Below are 22,824 nucleotides of genomic sequence, written 5' to 3'. Positions count from 1 at the left end.
TTATGCGGCCAATAATAAATGCACGGATCTGAATTTCAGAACTTAAGGAACATCGATGCAAACCTTAGCCCAATACCTAAGTGCCCAAACAATTAGCCCATCTCTTAGTCAATTAATTTTAACACTTGCCAATACCTCGAAAGAGATTAGCCATGCAGTACAACATGGTGCACTAGCGGGTGTATTAGGGGCTGCGGACAGTGAAAACGTTCAAGGTGAAACGCAAAAGAAACTTGATATCATCACTAATGATATGCTCAAAGATTCGCTAGCTGCAGATGGTCATGTCAAAGCGTTAGCGTCTGAAGAGGAAGATTTTATTGTCCCTGTGAATCCACAAGGTGAATATCTAGTCTGCTTTGATCCACTTGATGGCTCATCAAATATCGATATCAACTCATTAGTTGGCACTATTTTTTCTGTATTACCAGCGCCTGCTGGTGAAGCGACTGAACAGAGCTTTTTACAATCGGGTCGCAATCAAGTTGCAGCGGGTTATATGCTTTATGGTCCATCAACCATGATGGCATTGACCACAGGCAATGGGGTGCAATTTTTCACTCTCAATCCTGAAACCAATGAATACCTATTGACCAATGAGCAAGTAACGATTAGCACTGACACCAGTGAATTTGCGATTAACATGTCAAATCAACGTTTTTGGCAAGCACCCATGCAAACCTATATTGCCGATCTGCTATTAGGTGAAATTGGGCCTCGTCAAAAATCGTTCAATATGCGCTGGATTGCAGCCATGGTAGGCGATGTTCACCGCGTCTTATGTCGCGGCGGTATTTTTACCTATCCAACTGATAACAAAAATCCTAACAAGCCATACAAACTACGCTTAATGTATGAAGCCAACCCAATGGCATTGCTAGTTGAACAAGCACAAGGTAAAGCATCAACTGGCTATCAAGATATTTTAGATATCGAGCCAGAGCATATTCATCAACGTGTCGCGGTGATTTTGGGCTCAGCTAATGAAGTGGCAACTTGCCTTGAGTACCATCAGCAAAATTATAACGATCAAGAGCCAGCACTTTAATCAATCTATGCGGCAGATAAGGTAATACCAACTTGATTAAGAAGGTGATCATTCAGCGGGAGTTCAAGGTGCTGTAGACAAGGTAAGTATTTGCTCCTGCAATACTTACATTCACCACATCCATGTGGTTTACGGACATTTGAATGGAATAGTTATTCTCGACAACTAGCTCCTGCGTTGCTCTACCTTCTGCATCCATGCAGTCGTATTTTGAAAATGTTCAACGCAGTATACGGCGCCTTGAAACCCGCACGAAGTGAGCTTTTCAGGCCTTTCCATTTCGATGTTGCATTGATTTGAAAGGGAATAGCCATTACTGCATCAATGCGCCTAGAACTGAAAAGGCTGACAAGCTCTGAATAGATCACATCTTTAATCAAATTGGTATAATACTCGCCTGCTGCATACTTTTCTTTCCAAGCTGTCACCCAACAGATTAAGTTGTGCACATTTTAGATTCTTCCCTAATCAAAATATCACGTAAAATATCCCTGTTAATAAGTCTTACTCATCCCAATACTTATGAGGGAAGTATTAATGTTTACATCTACTATAGCGATGTTCAATGACTATCACGACAATCAAATACTAAATAAAAACTCACAGCAAGAAATACATAAATCATCACAACCTTTTCAAACATCAAAACTACTTGACGTAAAAGTAATAGCTAACTGTGCAAATAAAATACTCACGGTAAAAATTAGAATGGCTCGCGTTTATGCTTATCACAGAGATCAAAGTCTATTGATAGTATCCAATAAAAATCAGCAATTAAAAATTAAAGGACGCAGCACTGTTAACACTTTTCATGCTAATTTAGTCAATAAAGAAATACTGCAACTAATTAAATTAGCGCGTATGCCAGATACCCTATTAGAGGTGATCTCATATCGTTCAAATGACAGTGTTAGTAGCCAACAACCATTATTTGGATTAGCTGAACAATTAGAGAACGTCAATACATATTGCGCAGCTGACTAGCGTTACATTTCATTCATAATTAAGACCAATTCTAGTCAGCCTAGATCTCATATTAATTCTTGTTTAATTTAATAACTTTTAACTATTTATGGCTATAATGATGACAAATAAGTTACCTAGGTCAAGATACTTATATGAGCTTAAATACTGTTCCTGCAGGTATATCCTTACCTGATGATATTTATGTCATTATTGAAATTCCACAAAACCATGATCCAATTAAGTATGAAGTCGATAAAACATCAGGTGTACTTTTTGTTGATCGCATCATGACCGCACCTATGTTTTACCCATGCAATTATGGCTATATCAATAACACCTTAAGTTTAGATGGCGATCCTGTCGATGTACTTGTACCGACTCAGTATCCATTACAAATGGGTAGCGTAATTCGTTGTCGACCTGTTGGTATATTAAGAATGACAGATGAGTCTGGTGAAGATGCCAAGATTATTGCCGTACCGCATGAAAAAATCTCGAAAGAATATGGCCATATCCAAGATATTAACGATGTCCCTGAGCTACTAAAAGCCCAAATCAAACAGTTCTTTGAGCACTATAAAGAGCTAGAGGCAGGTAAGTGGGTACAAGTTGATGGTTGGGAAGGCGCAGCTGCTGCACGTGAAGAAATTCTAGTGAGTGTAGAGCGCTATACAAAATAAACATGAAAAAGGGACAGTTACGTCCCTTCGTACCTATATCTAAGCAATCAGATACTTGCAAGGATTCTAATTCAATACCGTTTGAGTCGTATTGACTCCCTGCTTTTCTGTTTGATCCACAATAGTTAGCACCGCAGTATCTCCAACCACATTACATGATGTTAAAATCATATCGATTAAGCGGTCTAATGCAGCCACAATTGCGAATGCTTCAATCGGTAATCCCATTTGATGGATCATTACGCCAATCATCACCATGCCACCACCTGGTACGCCACCGGCACCAATCGCTAATAAAAAGATGCTAAATAGTACCGTAGGCATTTGCTCATAAGTGATCGGCGCACCAAATGCATTGGCGATAAAGAAAATAGCCACCGTAATATAGATAGATACGCCGCCCATATTCATGGTTGCTCCCAAAGGCACACCAAAACCTGCAACTGAACGACTCACATTCAATTTGTCAGTTAAAGTGCGCATGGTCACAGGAATAGTCGCGTTTGAACTTGCAGTTGAAAGCGAAAATAAAATCTGCTCACGAGTCTTTTGTCTAAAAGTTTTTGCTGATGTTTGAGTAAATATGCCAACCGCAGCAGGATAAACCACAAATACCCACAAGGTTAATAAACCAATAATTAAACCTAAGTATTGCAGTACACTTGTAAATAGCTCAGCGTCTAAGGTCGCACCAAGCTTTAACATCAGTGCACACACACCAATTGGCGCAAGCTGCATAACCACACTGATTAGCTTCATCATTATCTTGTTCGCCACCACAAAACCATTTACTGCAGCTTGTGCGCTTTGACCTAGTGACTTAATCACACCACCTAGCAGCAATGCCATAAAGATCACTTGCAACATATTGCCCGAAGTAAAAGCGGCAATAGGATTACTTGGCACAATACTGACGATAAGCGCCATTAAGTCTGGTAACTCAGTGGCCACAATATCAGCCCCTGTTGCGCTACGCATATCAACCCCTTGTCCCGGCTGTAATAACATCACAACCGCAAATGCAGCGCCAATTGAAAACACAGTATTAAGCAGATAAAAACCAAATGTTTTAGTGCCCAAACGACCAAAACTAGCCATATCTTTTAATTCGCAAATACCGCACACAATACTAATAAATACCAGAGGTACCACGAGCATCATAATCATATTCACAAACATGGTGCCAATGGCGGTGGCAAAATCAACGACACTTCCCGCTAGAAAATTAATATCACTAAATAAATATTGAATTAATGTGCCTAAGAGCAAGCCACTAAAGAGCCCTATAAATATTCGAGTTGAAAGTGTCATATTTGCACTACCTTATTATTAAATCATTAGCACCTAATTTAAATAAGCTTTTACTAATAATTAGTTATGATTATATTGGCGTGCAGAGATAGTGAATCATGCTATTAACAAATACAATAAGCAAAAAATTAAAGGTAGAGAAAAACAATAACAACCAGGTTAAAGCCATGCATTAACAAATTGATTTTAAATGATTTAAATAGCAATTATGGCGATACAATTTTACACACAAAATGATTGCAAAATAATATTCTTATTAAACCCATAAAAACATAAAAATTTAATGGTTTATTTATCTATATTTAATGGTTATTGCCATATTAAACATCTTAATATGGAAATTTATAAAATAATAACCTAGCTTATTTAAAAACACCTATGCTTTGTAATGTCAGCTTATTGGCGATTAAATGCTGCTGCTTAACACTAACTTTATGCTGACAAACAAAATTAATCCAAGATTTTATTTCAATACAATTACTACTCACGATGAAATTCAGTTGTTTATACTGCTCATCAAAGTCAGATTGATAGTTAAATTGAGCGAGTAAGGAAGTTAAGTCGATAATGGATGGCAGTAGTAATTGACTCACTTTAGGGGTCGTTAAGCCTATCTGTATTCCTGCAGGATCAACATCTGCAAACACCACCACATCAATGCCATCATCCAGTTGTGATAAAAATAATTTCACCGCACTCGGTGAAGCAATACCACTGCCTCGATAAATCACCATAGTCGCGCTTGAGAACGGCAATATGGCCTGCGCAATATAATCAAAGCAATCAAGGTTTTCGACCACGAGTACTTGCTTAACTTGCCACTGCTGGCAAAATTTGTGTGCGGCATCTAGCGGCACTCTTAATGCAAAATCAGGCGCTAACTTAAACTCAGTTTGGCAGTGCAGCGGTTTAATGGTTACAAATTCAGCTTCGGGACTAATACTGGCCCACTTTTCATTACGACTGTGGTGGGCTTGAGCCATGCGATTACTCGCAACAGATGGTGCTAATAGTCCATCTCCAAAAAATTGCTGACTCATCTGCTTTAACAGCAATAAATCATCTTTACTGAACTCTAAATATTTAGCTCGCCCATCAACTTGGCCAATCTCAAACTCTTGGTGAATCACTTGCCAGTTCTTTGAGTAAGCCACTTTAAACTTAGGTTGCTTGAGCAGATTAACAATCAGATTGCGTTGCTGTTTATTTAAATTCATTAGCACTTCTTTCTCATAACAAAAACGCGCCGAAGCGCGTTTTAAATTTATGCTAAACCCAGTTCAACATCCCGAATAATAAAATTGCCGGTATAAATTGGATGAGGTTCACCTATTGGTTCTAACTCGAAGTATTGTTTATGTTCAATACTCAAGCCTTCATAACCACAAATCACCTGATATAACCATGCTTCATAATCCCAATCAAACTGTCGTTGTTGATGATAATCAAGCGCCGACTGGCTAATACCAGAATCAATCACAGCGCAGAAGTATTCATCAACGGCATACTTCAATTCATTATGTGGAATATCAAAATCTTCGCTATCCGCTAAAACAAATTCAACATTGAAATCACGATTGTTCGCTTCAATATTAGGTAGCCGCACAATACTCTTAATATGCGCCACCATCTCTAACAGTTCAGCTTCATGACTTTGATTATGAATATCAACTGCAGCAGGAGCTAACAAACCTTCGGCGCGATTAAACAACTTAAATATCTGCTTATGCGATACATGGTCACTGACCTGATAATCAGGATGTAGATCGCGGTGTAGCTGCCAACCTTTCAGTAATCGAGTACGACCTCGTATTTGGCGGAAGCGTCCTAACAGCTCCAGTAATCGTCCCTGTACAACACTCAATTCGGCAGTACAGTCGGATAAAGTTTCTTGTAAGCTGGTTACCAGTAAACGCCGCAATTCACGAATATCACCCGCGATTTCAGCTAACTCGCTAAAATGCAGCATTTCAAGACCATTCAATAACTCAGTGACTTGGCTCTGCGCCAGCTCATTTTCACGAATTTTGGCATTGATAGTACCAACATAACCAAACTCGTTATTAATTCGGCTCCAAAGCACACGAATGGCATAACGCAATCCATCAGCAAAGCTAAATACATGCTCATTCAAATCGGCAAGATAAGCTTCTGCCGCGGCAAAGTTAACCTCATGACGCGCTTCTTTGTAATGATCCGCTAAGGTTTTAATGGTCGCCATTGCCGAGCCAACGTTGGCATCGATTTGGCGATTACGTTCATCACTTAATGCTTCCTCCAACAAGGCACGAATACTGCGCTTTAAACGCAGCTCTTGCTCAGGCTCTGGTCGCCATAAAATGCCGCTTTTACGAAGTTTTTCAATCACTGCAGCATCATGGTTTTCTTCGGTTACAGAGCCTTGTTGATAGGCATCCATAATAAGATCAGCATGGCGGCCAAGTTGCTTAAGCAACTTAACCCCAGCTTGATGCAAATGACTACTCATAGCAGATCCTTTTGCGTGGCAGTTTCAGCTTGAGCTTCTAAACTGAGTCCTTCAGTTTCATCAATAAAGCGGATCACATCGTACAAATAATCAAGCTTACCGGTAGCAATAAAGATCTGCTTTTCTGGGTTAGGCTTAATTAAATAGCCCAATTCAACCAAGCGTTTAAAGACCAATTTAAGTTGGGCATCAACCGTAGTACTGGTTGAACCAAATAAACGGTATCGGCTTAATTTATCAAGTTGTTCACGAAACGCTGGGGTATCTTCAATACGGCCTTGTAATTCAGTTAAACGAACTGCGGCGCCTTGAGTCAGTGGCGCATCTTGCCCTGTTGATTCTTGCACTAGCACTAACCAATCCACTAATGGACTTAACGCCTGACATACCTCTTTAAACTGCTGCGAAATCACCTTACGTTCATTGTCGCCTAAGGTTAAATAGCCACAGAAAAACACTTCAGCTTCGCCCACAACCACCAGCGTACGGTTAATCTCATTAAGGTATGTTTCAATGCGTTCACGTGTTGCTGGATGCTGCAATGCACGCCAGCCATCTTCATCACGGGTTTGACAGATAAACTCACCACGAAGTAGACGTTCAATAACAGCACTGGTACCTAAAATTACTGTTTCAGACTGGCTCATACTGCCGCCTCCTTAGTCATACGCTGTTGCAGTTTATCTGCCAAAATATTCACTTTAGGTTTCACCACTTGCAGCTTACGGGTCTGTTTATTGATGATATAACGGTTAGCAAACAGGCTTAATACTTCCGACTCGGGGTTAGGGAATGCACCTAACACTGAAATATTATTGTTCTCACAGGCATCGAAAATCTTTTTCACGTTACCGTGATGCAACGTCCCTAACTCATCAATAGGCCAATGAATGGTGACATCTGCGCGGCCACGTAATAAGCGAGTAAAGGCTAATAAGAACTTACATAAAATCAGGTACGCCATACCGTGACTTGATGATTCATTAAGCTGGCGATCAGTACGAATAATCAAATCACTGCTACCTTCACGAAGGCGCAATTCGATTTCGAGTAGCTTAGCAATACCACCAGTGAGTGCTGCACGGCCAATAATATCAAGGGCGCGGCGCATACTATTGGTGTAATGTTCATCTGGTAAACCGTTAAAGCCATCGGCTTTCCAATCCGCAAATGCCTTCACAAACACTTGCAGCTCAGGCCAAAATTCTAGTTCACTGATTTTAGAACGAATTTTAACCGCAGATTCAGATACACCGTCTAAGAATAACTCTTCGCCAACTTCACGGGTTATACGCGCACTCTGAGTCGCAATACGGCGGTCAATATCCGCTAATACATCGTAGAAAGCGGTCAAATCAACACCGAAGATACGGCCTTGTTCTCTCAATGCCATCATAGATTGTGGCACAATCACATTCAGTAACTGCTCTAACTGTGGCACTAACTTGCGATAGTCCAGCAGCTTAATGCCCTTGTCATTGATAAAGCTTGACTCTTCACGGGCGCGCTCCCAAGTTTCAGATAAACCAGAACCTGATTTAGCCGCAATCACAGAATCAAAATGATCCACATACTGCTTAACTGAGCCTTGTAAATTATCGCGTTTTAATAATAGATCTTCACCTTCACGAATACGCTCACCTAAACTGCCCTCGGCTTCATCTGAGTTTTTAGGTAATTTAAGTTCGGTTAATTTACGAATTAAACTGCGTAATTTAGTTAAGTTTTCAGACGCTTCCACTTGCGCAGCATCAGACAACTTACGCGCAGCTTCTAGCTCACCACGGCGCTGCTTAACGGTCGCAACCTTGCCATTCAGCTGCTTTTCTAAATCGGTCACCGCTCGCTTAACATCACTTAATTGAGTTTGCAGTTTTGGCTTGCGACCTAACCAAGTATGTTGATACCAATCATCGTAACGCAGTACTTCACTGCGGCGGCCATCAGCTTTAACAATGCGATTATCTAATTCACGGATTTGCTGCTTGAGGGCAACAATCTTATCTTCATCAATACCGCGTGATTTTAATTCATCTTTGTACCAACGCTCACAGGCTTTTTGTTCCTCTTTTGCGTTGATGCGGCGACTTTCTATATTCTGTTTAATCTGCTGTAATTGGGCTTCTAAGGCACCAATCACCTCTTGCCAGTAGGCATTTTTTTCCATCCGCGCTTCAAGCGCTTGTTCTTGCTGCGCTTCTAACCATTGTTGATATTGGTTTTGATGTTGTTTTAACTCATGATCAAGTTGACTCAATTGTTGCTGAGCCTTAGCTTTACGAGCCGCTAATGCCTGATTAATTTGCTGTTGCTGGCTGCGTTTTTCATCAAATAAGCGACGTAGATTTTCACGACAGTTTTTATAGCTAGTACGGGCAAAAGTGAGTTCTTTACTCATTTTGTCTAAGTCGCTATTAATGCTGATCAGCATCTCTTCCGCTTCGTGTTGCAGCTCTTTAGCTGATAATAAAATCTCTTCAGCTTTAGCATGACGCGCATGTAGCTCTTGTTCAGATGCTGCATATTCAGGTACATCTAACGCTTTTAGATCAAGACCAATGCCAAATAAACTGTCGCCACTGCTAATGCTCGGTTGTAAGTCAGTACGATGTAATAGCTCAGGTGCAACGACTTTACCCAGCGTTTGCTCCCAACCTGGGGCTTCTTTGCGTAGGAATTCTAATAAGGTATGCGATTGCGGGAATAAAATATGGTGTAGCTCATCCAGTTCAGATTGACGTTCAGTCACGCGAATAGCGGCTAAACGTAAGCTTTCATTGGCTTGGTCGCGGCGAGCCCGTAATTTACGTTCTTCGCTTGAAAGACGCTCAACTTTAGCGTTAGCAACCTCTTGATCTTCATCAGCACGAGAAATACGCTCATCAAATACCGCTAATGCCAGTTTTTCCTCTTCGGTATAACTGACACTATCAAGCTGCATTTTCTGTTTTTCACGATTGAGCTTGTATTGGTATTCCTGCTGTTGGAATTCAGTTTTACCGGCATCAATATCTTCACGCCATTTTTGATCTAAGGCGGTTAAATCTTCACGAGCCTGCTGCTGCTGTTTATCTTTAACTTCACGCTGACTGTCTTGCTGCGCCAGTAGTTTTTCAAGCTCGCGGTTTAACTGCTCACCAATTTTACTGCGACGAGCATTATAGGCAGCCTCAATATCTTGGTGCTTTTCAGTCAGTAATTTATGACGCTCAGAAAGGTTTTCTAAGTCACTGCGCCAACTTGGTAATGACTCTAAATCAGCTTTAGCTTGCTCTATATTGGCATCTAAAAAGTTACCATGTTGCTCTTCAATGGTATCAAGCTCATATTCATATTTAGCCACGTCACCATTGGCGGCAGAAAGCTCTTGGTTAAGCTCATCACGCTGCTCTTTCCACTCATCATCTAGTACTTTTAATGCTTGGTTTAATTCTTTAGCACGCTCTTGCTGCTCATCTTGACGCAGTGCTTCACTGGTTTCATCTTTGCGATAACCACGGGTTAAACTGGCTAAGCGTAATTCGTAACTTAATAGCTCGTTAAACTCTTGCTCAAGCTTTTCAAACTCAGGTCTGATTTGTTCAAAACCTTGAATAAGCTGGCTTTCACGGATCCAAGCTTCGACTCGTTGTGGATTCAGACGAGAACTTGGAGGATTCACTCCATCCTCTTCTAAAATAGCGGCGATCATCGACTTGACCGTCTCCATTTTACCCTCTTTGGAGTGTACTGCTTTCGCCAGTTTTTCAATATGACGCAGCGAATGCTCAGACTCACATAATGAGAATTGGCGCGCGTAATTTTTTAGCTCGCTACGATTAGCGCCAGTGGCTAACAAACTGCGGTCATTTTGAATAATCGCGCGATATTCACGAGTATTAAGTAAATTAGTCGTAGCTACGCCCGCACTTTTCAGTTTACGACCTAAATCAGCCATGGTGTGGCAGATAATCGAGTCGCCATTACGACTCTTCACATAATCATCTAACTCAAAGCCTTTACCAATAAAGCGATAATTAACCCCTTTACCATCGCCCGCAGACGATAATACCGCTTGATATAACAAGCCATCCGCTTTTTGGTATTCATAGATGATATAGCTGGCATCATGTGGTAAGTACCAGCGTTCAAAACTGTCACGAGTTGACGGTACAACTCGGCTTGGGTATTCGCCATAAAAAACAGGCACAAGACGTTGCAGTGTGGTTTTACCTGATGCGTTAGTACCACAAATATTGGTGTGACCATTTAATGCTAACTCTACCACTCCCGGTAGATGCGTATCGATCAACACAATTCGAATCAAGCTAGGCATGTGAATCCTTTTCCAAAAATCACCCTATAACGGGTAGCTAGCCAAGTGAATTATTTGCTCACAGCAATCACTTAACAAAAATACGAATAGCCCATAAAGGTAATCTAAAGCCTGATACAAGGCAATAAGGGCATTTGAGTAGGTTAATGATACGCCATTGCACAAAAAAGTGATGGGTAAAAAAAAGGCAGTTGAATTAAGGGCAAGGATGACTCAAGGAAGGTAATGAAAAATGCCTTATCTAAGGATAAGATAAGGCATTAATAAAATTAGTCTTCAACCACTAACCGAGCATTAATGGCTTGTAACGGTCGGTTATTATTACCCATCATGGCATGCAATTTAGTAATTTGAGCTTTAGATGCAGAAACTGGATGTTGTAGAACTAGCCAACGCACACCTTCACTACAAGGAGGCGTCGTTAATGAGCCATTAAAGCGGTAGTAATCATTGGCTTTAGGCAGCATCTCAGCAACATTAACTTGCGGCGTAACCATGACAGATTTACCGTTTTGCGGTAATTGTTTAAATAGCTGAGTTAATACTGGATTATCTTGCTTACTTTGCTCAAACATCACGCCAATAACAGCCAACTGTCCTTGTGCATTTGCATGCACAAAGTGGGCTTCCATCGGGTATTGTTTGCCATTAATCATGTTTTCTGATGGAGTGTGAAAATGAAACTGTTTTAGTTGAAATTGCTCACCATCTAGCAGCAACTGATTCGTGCCCGCCACTTTAGCCTCAACCGTATGGCCATTATTAAGTAGCTGCGCAACTTGGCCTTGATACTCCACCATAAGGTCAGCTAGATCAGCGTCAACCGCTCGGTTAATATCAATCGGTGATTGGTTTTGCCCTGAAGCACAAATTGTAAAGTGTTCACCCCAATGTTGCGGTCCATTATTGGTGCCATATCCCCATTGAGCGGCGTAACTCGCTGGTGCAACAGCTAACGCCAATACGAGTCCAAATGATGACATCAAGCTTGATGACCGAGTAATATACTGCATAGTAATATCCTTATTGATTAATTTTGCCCTAAACAGATATAGACCATATTGGCTCACTTAGCCGCTTACAGTCATCATAATTAACGTTGATACGTGCCTTGCTGACGCGCGGTATATTCAGCGCACATAGCATCAATGCTCTCAGGCTCGAGTGGACGTAAGCCACTTAACACTAAGGTTTTCTTACCTGTACCAATCAATTTATCACCATCATGTAATTCAAATCTTAAATTAACATCGGCACGCTTGCCTTCATTCACAAACTCAGTTTCAACTAAGGTTAACTTGGCTTGAGTAAAGTCTAAACATTGTAATTCAAATGCCATGCTTTCATAGATAACCAATGGCCGTTGTGGATTAATCATCACTTGATGCTCTTGCATTAACGGCACTAATACATGGATAAAGTTCAAGCCAGAGAATGCCACATAACTACGAATAAACGCTTCAATTTGCACCTGACAATGAGTCACGTCACCGCTACGATTAACATTTAATAAGGCTTTATCGCGGTTATCACTAATGGTGATATTTTCTTCAGCCAATTCTGGAAACTTAAGTCCAATATCAGCACCAACCATGCCAGCAAAATTAAACTGCATCTGTTGGCTTAAACCATACTTATTCAACACTAACGCAAACAGTAAATCACCCGGTACACAAAAGCGTTTAGCATCAACATCATGAATAGGATTAAAATCACTGGCGACCTGTTTAGCAAAATCACTGGCCTGCTGCGCAGACACTAAAACTTGTTCATTTTCTTTTTTATAATAATTAGTTAGAAACATCTTTTACTCAATATTAAGTGGTTTATTGCGATAATTATCGACAGTCTACTCTAGTTTAGAAAAAACACTCACCCGATGACTTAGCTATCTTTTGTTAATAACCAAAATTCAAACCATATCTATTAGTCATAATTAACACGATCCCTCTCTACCGCAATATTTACAGTTCATCATTTCACCTCAAATCCCTTATACCGTTATTAACGGTTACAGATGTAAATAGTTATAAAAGTTTAGTTAAAAATAATTTACTTAACTATTACCATAAGTATAATGCGAATCAATCTTATTTAGATTAACAATCACCAATGACTTTATTTACCCATGGAGAGGTTATGACTAAGTTCAACAGATTCCCACTCAGTATCTTATCTGCCGCATTATTTACCAGCTAACCCCTTATGTTTATGCCGAGGAAGATCTGCAAGCGTCGACTATTGAGCAAGTGACAATTTTTGGCGAGCGTAACCCAATAAATACCGTTCCTGGCAGTGCTCATGTTATTACTGAAGTTGAACTTGAAGAGTTTAACTACACTGACATCATGCGTACTTTAGCCTCGATTCCAGGGGTTTATATTCTTGAAGAAGATGGCTATGGCCTACGCCCAAATGTGGGTATGCGGGGTACAGGTCAAAACCGCTCTGAAAAGATTACCATTATGGAAGATGGCATATTAGCCGCTCCTGCGCCTTACGCTTCGCCATCCGCATACTATTTCCCTACAGCAGGACGTATGCAAGGTATTGAAATTCTAAAAGGCAGTTCTACCGTTAAATATGGCCCCCGTACCACAGGCGGCATTGTTAACTTAATCTCACGCCAAATCCCTGAAGAGCAATTAGCCGGTAAAGTTGATGTTGCTTTAGGTGAAGATGGCTTTGGTAAATTGCACACTTATGCGGGCGGTCAAGGTGAGCGCATTGGTGGTGTCGTTGATCTATACCGCTATCAAGCATCAGGCTACAAACACATTAATGGCGTGGGTGGTAATACTGGCTTCCAAAAAAATGATGCCTTGGCTAAATTCAGTATTCGCTCTGCAACGGATGCAAAATACCAGCAAGAGCTTGCCATTAAACTTAAATATTCAGATGAAACCTCAAATGAAACCTATATGGGATTAACGGTTGAGGACTACATTAATAACCCCTACTCACGTTATTCAGCATCACAAAAAGATCAAATGAATACTGAGCATAAGCAGTTACAAATCAACCACAGTATCGATTTAAGCCAAGACATCAGCTTAGCTACCGTGGCTTATTACAACAACTTCCATCGAAACTGGTACAAAACCTCAAAAGTAGGCGGAGCAAGCTTAGGCAAGAAAAAAGAATTTATTATTGATGGTGTAACTAAAGAGTACACAGGTATCGAAATTGCGTCACTGTATGATCATAACCCATCACAAAATCCAATAGGTCAATTACCATTAACCGTCGACGTGAAAGCCAATAACCGCGACTACTTGTCACAAGGTATCCAAACCGAACTGTATTGGGCTTTAGATACTCATGAGCTAGAGTTTGGTTTACGCTACCATGAAGATCAGATGGACCGCTTCCAGTGGGTTGATAAATATAGCTTAGGTAACAACCAAGTCATGACCTTAACTGATGCGGGTGTCCCTGGCACAGACTCAAACCGTATCGACAGTGCTGAAGCTTTTGCAGCCTTTGTACAAGACCGTATCACTATTGGTAACTGGAATATTACCGCAGGTCTGCGTTATGAAGACGTTGAAACACGCCGCCAAGACTGGGGCAAAAAGAACTCCGGTCGTAATGGCGCACCAAGCAAAGATCTCAAAAATAATTTTGATGCTTGGTTACCATCACTGGGTGCCACTTACCAAATTAATGATGCATTATTAGTTCTTGCTGGCGTACAAAAAGGGTTTTCACCCGCAGCGCCGGGTAACGCTAAAGCTGAAGAGGAAAAAAGCTGGAACTATGAAGCGGGTCTACGTTATAACCAAAACTCGCTCACGACAGAAGCAATTGTATTCTACAGTGACTATAGCAATATGCATGGTAACTGCACCGCATTTTCAGGCTGTTCGGAAGAAAATATTGGTGACCAATATAATGGCGGAGAAGTCGATATTGCCGGCTTAGAGCTCAGCGGCGCTTATATCATTAACGAAGATGGTGATTATAGCTTCCCAATCAAGATGTCATACACTTTTACCGACTCAGAATTTGCCAACAGTTTCGAATCTAATCTTGATACTTGGGGCGATGTAAAAAAAGGTTACGCACTAGCTTATCTACCTGAACATCAAGGTTACTTATCCGCTGGGGTAGCAACCGAGCAATTTGATGTCACACTAGCGATGCGCTATACAGGTAAAGTCCTGACCAAAGCAGGCGATTTTGGTCATGCCAATGGCACCAATAGTATTGACTCACGCACGCTATTTGACCTAGCAGCACACTACTATATTTCAGATGCACAACAAGTTTATTTAACCGCTGAAAACCTATTTGATGAAACCTATGTCACTAACCGCGTACATGGTTCAATAATGGTCGGTAAGCCACGTACGGTTAATCTGGGTTACAGCTATAAATTTTAACGCTTTACATAAAGCCAGATCACAAACTCAAAGCCGCTATTGATTAGCGGCTTTTTTATTGGCTATCGCTATGCTAACTTAGATTTTTACCTATACTTTGTCTAAAAATAATACAATTATTATACCAGTTCCATTAATAATGTGATCTTTCAGCGGGAATTCAAAGCCCTGTAGGCAAGGCAGAGGCTTGAAGCTAATAGTTATTCTATATCGAGAGCCTCCAACGTAGCATGAAGGGCTTTGAAACCCGCACTACGTGAGCCTCTCAGACTTTCCACTTCTGCGTTGCATTGACTTAAAAGGGAATAACCATTTCTTCATCAATGCGCCTTGAATTGACAAGTCTGAGTGGCTCTGAATTGATCACTTATTTAGTGGAATTGGTATTACTCATAAAATAATAACGTGATAAAGGAAATATCATGAACAAAAATGTACTGCTACTGGGGCGAAAAAGCATCATTGTTGAAGATGTTATCCGTGATCTTGATATGCCCCACATTCAATTTTTTACTGGTACCAACTTAGACGATGTACAGCGAATTATCGCACGCCACAATATCCACCATGTGATTATGGGCGCGGGTATCGATATTGAAGTAAGACTGCAAATCACCAAGACTATTTTTGCCCACAGTGACACCACCACAGTACACATGAAAGATTATGCTTCAGGTGCTGAGGGAATGATGGATTTTGTCGATAAAATCTTAACGGTCTTAATACCCATTTAATTAAGTGGATCCGTCATAAAAAAGGACGCCTGCGCGTCCTTTTTCATGATGTCACGATTAGTTACCTAACATGCGTTTCCACCAAGGCAGTGGGTCACCACAATTAGGCGCAGGATTATAGCCAGCGGCAATAGCAGGTAACTGCACTACATTTGGACAAGTACGCTCTTTAGCCACGCCAGTTGCTTTTTCAAAGTAACCTTGTACCACACCGTTTACCGGTGTTAAGCGTAAACTCAATGGCGGCCGTTGATTTAAGAAAGCTTGATAAACCGCCATTGCACCACTGCTACCATAGAGGTTGGTTTTGCCGTTATCATCACGGCCAACCCATACTGCGGCAACATTACGTTCATCAAAACCGGCAAACCATGAGTCGCGGCTATCATTACTGGTGCCCGTCTTACCCGCTAGAGTGGTGTGCGGGAATGCCCGCCCCAAACGCTTAGCGGTACCCGATTTCACCACTTGGGTCATGGCGTATTTAACCAAATAATCGGTGGCAGGATTAATCGCTTGCTCTGCAGGGCGAGCCACTTCTGGCAAAGGTTTATTATGGCTATCAAGTACCGTCGTTACCGCCGTTAATTTACGGTAACGGCCATTATCAGCCAGTGTTTGATAAACCTGCGCCACCATTAATGGCGAACCGTTAAGGGCACCTAAGAACATAGACGGATATTCTGGAATAGGCTCACGCCAACCAGCCGCATCCAATGTACTGGCCACCGCGCCAACACCAACCGCTAAACCTAAATTCACTGTAGGTACGTTCATTGAGTTCTTCAATGCGGTTAACAATGGCACTTGGCCACTAAACTTATGATCAAAGTTTTTAGGAGACCATGTTTTACCTTGACCGTTACTTAAAGTAATGGGTTGATCATCTAATGGCGTTTCCAAGTTAAACTTTTTATATTCATTTAATGCGGTCGCATAAACAAAGGGTTTAACTAATGAGCCAATAGGGCGGCGGATTTCAATTGCACGATTATAGCCATCATAACTCGGTACTTTATCGCCCACCATGCCGCAACGCCGCCAGTAAACTTATCGGTAATCACCATACCGACTTGCAGATGCTTATCAGACTTAGTCAAACGCTTCATGGTCGTGGTGACCGCATGTTCTGCTGATTCCTGCACCACTGGATCAAGCGTGGTATAAACCTTAATGCCTGATTGATGCAATAACGCATCACCATAACGACTGGCTAACTCTGATTTCACTAAGCTAAAGAATGCAGGCAATCGTTGATGCACCGACTTATTGGCTTTACGCAATCCAAGTGGCGATTCTACCGCTGCGGTGTATTGCGCTACGGTAATTTTATCGCCTTCCATTAGCAATCTCAGTACCAAATCACGGCGCTCTTGCGCGCGCTCAGGGTAACGCCACGGGTTGTAATATGATGGCCCCTTAATCACGGCCACTAAAAAAGCTTGTTGCGGTAGGGTTAGCTCCGCAATAGGACGACCAAAATAGAATTGTGATGCCAGCCCCATACCATGGACGGCGCGCGCTTTATCTTGTCCCATGTAGACTTCATTTAAATACGCTTCCAAAATTTCATGTTTGGAATAGCGGAAATCAATAATCACCGCCATTAAAGCTTCACGAACCTTACGCCATAAAGAACGCTCGCTCGATAAAAAGAAGTTTTTAGCTAACTGCTGAGTTAATGTTGAGCCACCTTGTACCGTTCTACCCGCGGTAATATTGACGATAGCCGCACGTACAATCGCAAATGGGTTAACACCATAATGTTCATAAAAACTGCGATCTTCAGTCAAAATCAAGGCATCAATTAGTTCCGCAGGCATTTGCGTAGTAGGCACAAATAAGCGGTCTTCACCATCACTGGCAATAATACGATCAAGTAACACAGGTTCTAAATGAAATACTGCCAATTGGCGCTTATCACTCACCCGCGCAATTGAATCGACCCCTTGATCATCAAAGCTAATCATCACCCGCTGCGCAGGTTGATTACCTTGTGGATGTAAAAAGGCACGACGCCATAACTCCACCCGCGTTTTAGAGGCAGAGAACTCACCAATTTGGCGTGGATTAGCGACTTTGCGATAACCTAAAATTTTAAGTTCATCGATTAATTGGGCATGACTTACCGCTGCGCCGGGGTACAGCGCCATAGAGCGACTGAAGACCTGCGCCGGTAAATACCATTTTTGGCCTTCAAATTTACGGGCAATGATTTGATCTAAATAGATGCCATAAAGCATTACCACAGCCAGCACGGCTAGCCCTAATTTCCAACACACTGACCAAGTTTTAGCTAACCATGTTTTTTGGCTAGTGACTTTCTTTTTGGTGCGAGTTGCTCTTTTCTTTGCCGGCGCTTTTTTAGCGGGTTCTTTTTTGGGGGATTTAGTTTCAGCCACGGGACTTTTGCTCTCCTGCTTGTGCTGCTAATGTTTTTTTCTTAGTCATTTTAGTGGGCAAGGTATTGGCAGGATCATCTGGCCATAAATGCTTAGGATAACGGCCCTTCATCTCTTTTTTTACATCCACATAAGGGCCTTGCCAAAAACTAGCCAAATCGGCAGTTAATGCCAAAGGTCGCATTGCTGGTGATAATAACTCCATAGTCACCACCAATTTTCCTTGCGCTAAAATCGGACTTTGAGCCATTCCCAAAGCCTCTTGTAAACGAATACTGATTAATGCTCTGCCATCAATTTGATAAGCAATATTGGCATGAGTACCGGTTGCCATCAAAAATCGTTTAGGCAGTTGTTGTGCTAATAATTGTTGCTGCTCCCAAGGTAATTGATTGAGCAACAATGGATAAATATCGATATTTTTTAGTGCAGCTAAACTTCGCACATCAGTTAAATAAGGTGCTAGCCATGTATTGAGTGTTAACAACAAGGTCTCATCGCTGACATCAGGCCAATCGTGCTGTACTAGCCATTGTTTAGCCAGCATCATCCGAATCTGTAACTGACGCACACTATCATTAAAGTCGAGTAAGCCTAAACCTTTTTGCAGCAATAACTCACATAGACCTTGGGTTAATTGTTTAGGTTCAATGCGGCTAATGGCTTTAGCTGATAATACAATCTGACCTAACTTACGTTGCAGTTCACCAATAAAACGGCCTTTAGCTTCATCAAAGCCAATATGCGTATGGTCACTGATTAATGTCTCTAACTGTTTATCAATCACGGTTTGAGGCAAATTAACGGCAAGGTAAACTCGACTGTCAGATTGCCCTTGTAACTGACCAAAATCAGCGACCACTAACCAATCGGCATAGGCTAATGGCTGATCATCAAGCATTACACCACTGCCATTAGCCATTAAAAAACGACCATCACTGCGGCGCTTAGCAATTCTATCGGGGTAGGCTTGTGCTAACAAATAGCCAATATCAACTGGGTTAGCCAATTGCATTAATTCAGACTCGGCATCTGCAATGGCAAACTTTTTCAGCCAGTTTCTAAATTCTTGCCTTAATATACCTTGCTGCAATAAGTTGAAATAATTGCTTAAATCGGTGCCTTTACGCGGTAAGCCGCGTGCTTGCAATAAAGTAACTAAGGCACAGGCTAAAGGTAATAATCGCGCGTGCTGCGCTTTAGCTTGCAGCAACATATGGGCTAAACGTGGTTCACAGCCCATTTGATAGGCATGTTGCCCCATAACGGTTAACTTGTGTTGTTCATCAACCAAAGCCAATGTTTGCAATAATTGCCATGCAACCTGTTCATTGGCTGGTGTGGGTGGGGTTAACAAAGGTAAATCACTGATATGACGTACGCCCCAATTAGCCGCTTCAAATGCAAGCGAGGTTAATTCACTTTGCACTATCTCTGGCGCATCAACCTTAGCCAAACGGCCATGTTCTTCTTGCCCCCATAGACGAATACAATGCCCTTCACTTAAACGCCCAGCACGACCACTACGTTGAATAGCAGAGGCTTGGCTAATACGCTTTAAAGTTAATTTATTACTGCCCGTTTTCGGATTAAAGCTGGCATCACGGCGATAACCACTGTCGACCACTAAGCTAATACCATCAATTGTTAAACTGGATTCAGCCACATTGGTCGACAATACAATTTTACGTTTACCATCCACAGCTGCAGCAATGGCTCTATCTTGCTGCGCTGCAGTTAACTCACCATATAATGGACAAATATCAAATTGCTCGGCATCTAACCGTTCCGCAAGATAACGTTGCAGGCGTAAAATCTCACCTTTGCCGGGTAAGAATGCTAATACAGAACCCTTTTGTTGAGCCTGATTGAGCACGCTTTCGTCAAGCTCGTTATGCACTAACTTAACAATGATTTGCCCCATATGTGGCAACCAATCTTGCTGCGTTTTAGCGGCATAATAGGCGTGAGTGACGGGATAACTACGGCCCTCACTGCTCAGTACCGCTGCATCAGGCATTAGTTCAAGTAAAGGCAGGCCTGATAAGGTTGCTGACATTGCCATAATCACTAAGTCATCACGTAATGACGCTTGTACCTCTAACGCTAACGCTAAGCCTAAGTCAGTAGTAAGATGCCGCTCATGGATTTCATCAAAAATAATTAAGCCAATATCAGTTAACTCAGGATCGGCTTGGATCATCTTGGTCAACACCCCCTCAGTCACAATTTCTAAGCGAGTATTGGCACTAATCTTAGTATCGCCTTTAATACGATAACCGACCTGTTGTCCCACCTTTTGATTGAGTGATGTCGCTAAATAATGGGCAATACTACGGGCAGCAACTCGGCGCGGCTCCAACATTAAAATCTTGCCATTAATTTGCGGCCAAGCAGCATAGCTAACGGCAAGGCCGTCGACTTACCCGCTCCCGTTGGCGCTTCTAAAATGATTTGAGTCGATTGAGTTAATGCTGTTTGTAATGGTGTAAACAGCGCTGTAATAGGTAATTGATCCAAGCTAATATTCTTATCATTCAGTAAAGATATACTCGGCCAAGTGTACTAAGCTTTGCTTGCAAGTGCTAACCTTGATGTCATCTCGCCCAAACTGAACCATAAAAATGCGCCGACTATTTCTAGGTTTTCAAGTTAATCCCAAGCAATTACCAACACTGCTTGAGTTACAACAGCAGCTCAGTCATCAATCGATGCAACCCGTACCTGCTGCTAATTTACATTTAACCTTAGCGTTTTTAGGGCAAACCTCTGATGAGCAGCTAACAGCCCTGCTCAATCATATCCCGCATTGGCACAAACCAAGCTTTACCCTTGAATTAGCTGAGGTTGTGCATTGGCCTAAACCGAAAATATTAGCCTTAGCCACTGAACAAGTCCCCACGCCATTACAAGCGTTATATCAGCAGGGACAAACCTTAGCACAGCAATTAGGACTGCATCAAAATGAGCATCAGTTTCGGCCGCATATCACCCTATTTCGTAAAGCAAAAAGCTTAACTTCAGATGACACGTTCACCCTGTCTCTCGCCCCGAAACAGCTGCATCTATTTGAATCATTATCGACCGATAACGGCGTGCAATATCCCATTTTGCAGTCGTGGGATTTACTATAAAAAACGAATAAAAAAACGAAACAAAAAAGGCCGTCGATGACGGCCTTATTCACTATGGGGCTGACTCAATTAATCTTTTAAGATTTCAGCCACAGTTAATACACCATGTGCGGTAGCACCCGCAGCCCATAAACCATTTTCAGATGCTGCGAATGCAGCGGCAATATCCATATGTAACCATTGAGTATCGTCACTCACAAAACGCCATAGGAAACCCGCTGCATTTGAAGCGCCACCAAATCCACCGCCCTTTTGAGCACGGCTATTGGCGGTATCAGCATAAGCTGATGGACACATATCTTTATGCCAAGGATCAAGCGGTAATGGCCATACTTTTTCAGATACCACTTGCGCTTTCTGTTGCACCATAGCCAATACTTCTGGCTTAGGAGAAAAGATGGCATTGTACTCGGTACCCACAGCCGTTAATGCTGCGCCAGTTAAGGTGGCAGCATCAACCACTAACGGTGCGCCTGTCGCACAAGCCGCTTGCAAACCATCCGCTAACACTAAACGACCTTCAGCATCAGTATTGACCACTTCAACGGTAACACCGTTCTTATAAGTTAAAATGTCACCCAACTTATAAGCATGGCCGCTGACGAGGTTTTCAGCACAGCAAAGAAACAGTTTCACCCGCTTTTTAAGACCAAACTTCATCGCTAAGCCTAAACCAGACGTCACAGTTGAAGCACCGCCCATATCACACTTCATTGTGAGCATACCTTCAGACGACTTCAGGCTATATCCACCAGAGTCAAAGGTAATACCTTTACCAACCAATGCTACCGCCACTGGCGCATCGGCATCACCCGTTGGGTTGTAATCTAGCTCCAACATTGCTGGTGCACGCTCACTGCCACGGCCCACGGCATGAATCCCAATCCATTGTTCTTCAAGTAGTTGTTCGCCAGCAATAATCCGGTGAGACACATATTCAGGGGCAATTTCAGTCAGCCATTGTGCCGCTTTATTGGCTAGTGCTTGCGGAGATAGATCTTCAGGAGTTGCGTTGGTCAGCTCGCGCGAAAACGTCGCGGCTTCAAAACGGCATTGTAAGGTATGCTTAGTGTCATAATCACCACACCATTGTACTTGATATTCACCTCTAGCCGTCGCAAAACCTTGGCTAAATGCCCATTGATTATCAAGTTGCCATAGCTCACCGACCAAGCTCACAAAGCTGATACCTTGCTTACGTAATTTACGCGCCGCAGCTTGAATTTGACGTAACTCATCTGCTTTATTTAAGTGAATAGTGGCAACACCATCATTAAAACTCAGATCAGCTTTACCCCATGATGCTGCAGGTGCTTCATGGGTAAGCGTAACATTCATAAATTCCATCTTATTTCCTTTAC

Annotated in this window: 13 protein-coding genes and 3 pseudogenes; 6 read left to right on the top strand and 10 right to left on the bottom strand. The window is 42.0% G+C overall.

The window, feature by feature from the left end; translation table 11 throughout:
- Positions 1 to 55: 55 nt before the first annotated feature.
- The 3 genes from JCM15074_RS06630 (at position 56) to ppa (ending at position 2,694) form a co-directional block, all read left to right on the top strand.
- Positions 56 to 1,048: a class 1 fructose-bisphosphatase gene (locus JCM15074_RS06630; RefSeq protein WP_025820508.1), complete on the top strand. Its 993-nt coding sequence runs from the start codon at positions 56 to 58 to the stop codon at positions 1,046 to 1,048.
- Between the two features lie 537 nt (positions 1,049 to 1,585).
- Entirely contained in the window at positions 1,586 to 2,032 is a 447-nt protein-coding gene (locus tag JCM15074_RS06620) for a hypothetical protein (protein WP_025820506.1), read from the top strand.
- 134 nt (positions 2,033 to 2,166) lie between these two features.
- Positions 2,167 to 2,694, top strand: coding sequence for an inorganic diphosphatase (gene ppa / locus JCM15074_RS06615; protein ID WP_025820505.1), 528 nt, complete (start codon positions 2,167 to 2,169; stop codon positions 2,692 to 2,694).
- Between the two features lie 66 nt (positions 2,695 to 2,760).
- Here the strand turns inward: ppa and JCM15074_RS06610 are convergent, their stop codons facing one another.
- The 7 genes from JCM15074_RS06610 to JCM15074_RS06580 form a co-directional block, all read right to left on the bottom strand.
- A complete protein-coding gene (locus JCM15074_RS06610) occupies positions 2,761 to 4,005 on the bottom strand; it encodes a dicarboxylate/amino acid:cation symporter (RefSeq protein ID WP_025820504.1) in 1,245 nt (414 codons plus the stop codon).
- Positions 4,006 to 4,367: 362 nt separating this feature from the next.
- Positions 4,368 to 5,222: a DUF7281 domain-containing protein gene (locus tag JCM15074_RS06605; RefSeq protein WP_025820503.1), complete on the bottom strand. Its 855-nt coding sequence runs from the start codon at positions 5,220 to 5,222 to the stop codon at positions 4,368 to 4,370.
- A 47-nt stretch (positions 5,223 to 5,269) separates the two neighbouring features.
- Entirely contained in the window at positions 5,270 to 6,493 is a 1,224-nt protein-coding gene (locus tag JCM15074_RS06600) for a hypothetical protein (RefSeq protein WP_025820502.1), read from the bottom strand.
- The gene (locus JCM15074_RS06595; RefSeq protein WP_025820501.1) at positions 6,490 to 7,140 is read right to left on the bottom strand and encodes a condensin complex protein MksE; all 651 of its coding nucleotides are present in this window, start codon (positions 7,138 to 7,140) and stop codon (positions 6,490 to 6,492) included. The genes JCM15074_RS06600 and JCM15074_RS06595 overlap by 4 nt, the downstream gene beginning before the upstream one ends.
- Positions 7,137 to 10,808 (bottom strand): ATP-binding protein, encoded by a 3,672-nt coding sequence (locus JCM15074_RS06590; RefSeq protein ID WP_025820500.1) that lies wholly within the window; start codon positions 10,806 to 10,808, stop codon positions 7,137 to 7,139. The genes JCM15074_RS06595 and JCM15074_RS06590 overlap by 4 nt, the downstream gene beginning before the upstream one ends.
- Before the next feature lie 269 nt (positions 10,809 to 11,077).
- Positions 11,078 to 11,821, bottom strand: a complete 744-nt coding sequence (locus JCM15074_RS06585) for a carbonic anhydrase (protein WP_199899781.1) — start codon at positions 11,819 to 11,821, stop codon at positions 11,078 to 11,080.
- Between the two features lie 80 nt (positions 11,822 to 11,901).
- Complete coding sequence (locus tag JCM15074_RS06580) at positions 11,902 to 12,612, bottom strand: DUF3581 domain-containing protein (RefSeq protein ID WP_025820498.1); 711 nt, start codon at positions 12,610 to 12,612, stop codon at positions 11,902 to 11,904.
- Between the two features lie 335 nt (positions 12,613 to 12,947).
- On the opposite strand from JCM15074_RS06580, the pseudogene JCM15074_RS21270 reads away from it, so the two are divergent.
- Positions 12,948 to 15,193 (top strand): annotated as a pseudogene (locus JCM15074_RS21270) (TonB-dependent receptor family protein).
- A 422-nt stretch (positions 15,194 to 15,615) separates the two neighbouring features.
- Positions 15,616 to 15,927, top strand: a complete 312-nt coding sequence (locus JCM15074_RS06570) for a hypothetical protein (protein ID WP_025820497.1) — start codon at positions 15,616 to 15,618, stop codon at positions 15,925 to 15,927.
- Between the two features lie 57 nt (positions 15,928 to 15,984).
- On the opposite strand, the pseudogene mrcB reads toward JCM15074_RS06570, so the two are convergent.
- Both mrcB and hrpB read right to left on the bottom strand, forming a co-directional pair.
- Positions 15,985 to 18,329: pseudogene (mrcB, locus tag JCM15074_RS21265) on the bottom strand (penicillin-binding protein 1B).
- A pseudogene (hrpB, locus tag JCM15074_RS21260) lies at positions 18,322 to 20,849 on the bottom strand (ATP-dependent helicase HrpB). The pseudogenes mrcB and hrpB overlap by 8 nt, the downstream one beginning before the upstream one ends.
- Positions 20,850 to 20,953: 104 nt before the next feature.
- Between hrpB and thpR the strand changes: the two are divergent.
- Positions 20,954 to 21,463, top strand: a complete 510-nt coding sequence (gene thpR / locus JCM15074_RS06555; RefSeq protein WP_025820496.1) for an RNA 2',3'-cyclic phosphodiesterase — start codon at positions 20,954 to 20,956, stop codon at positions 21,461 to 21,463.
- A 69-nt stretch (positions 21,464 to 21,532) separates the two neighbouring features.
- Here the strand turns inward: thpR and pepB are convergent, their stop codons facing one another.
- Positions 21,533 to 22,810 (bottom strand): aminopeptidase PepB, encoded by a 1,278-nt coding sequence (gene pepB, locus JCM15074_RS06550; RefSeq protein WP_025820495.1) that lies wholly within the window; start codon positions 22,808 to 22,810, stop codon positions 21,533 to 21,535.
- Positions 22,811 to 22,824: the final 14 nt, after the last annotated feature.

Source organism: Shewanella marina JCM 15074 (genome assembly GCF_000614975.1).
Taxonomy (GTDB): Bacteria; Pseudomonadota; Gammaproteobacteria; order Enterobacterales; family Shewanellaceae; genus Shewanella; species Shewanella marina.
The sequence above is the reverse complement of the archived record's forward strand: the minus strand, read 5'-3'. Positions and strand labels throughout refer to the sequence as shown.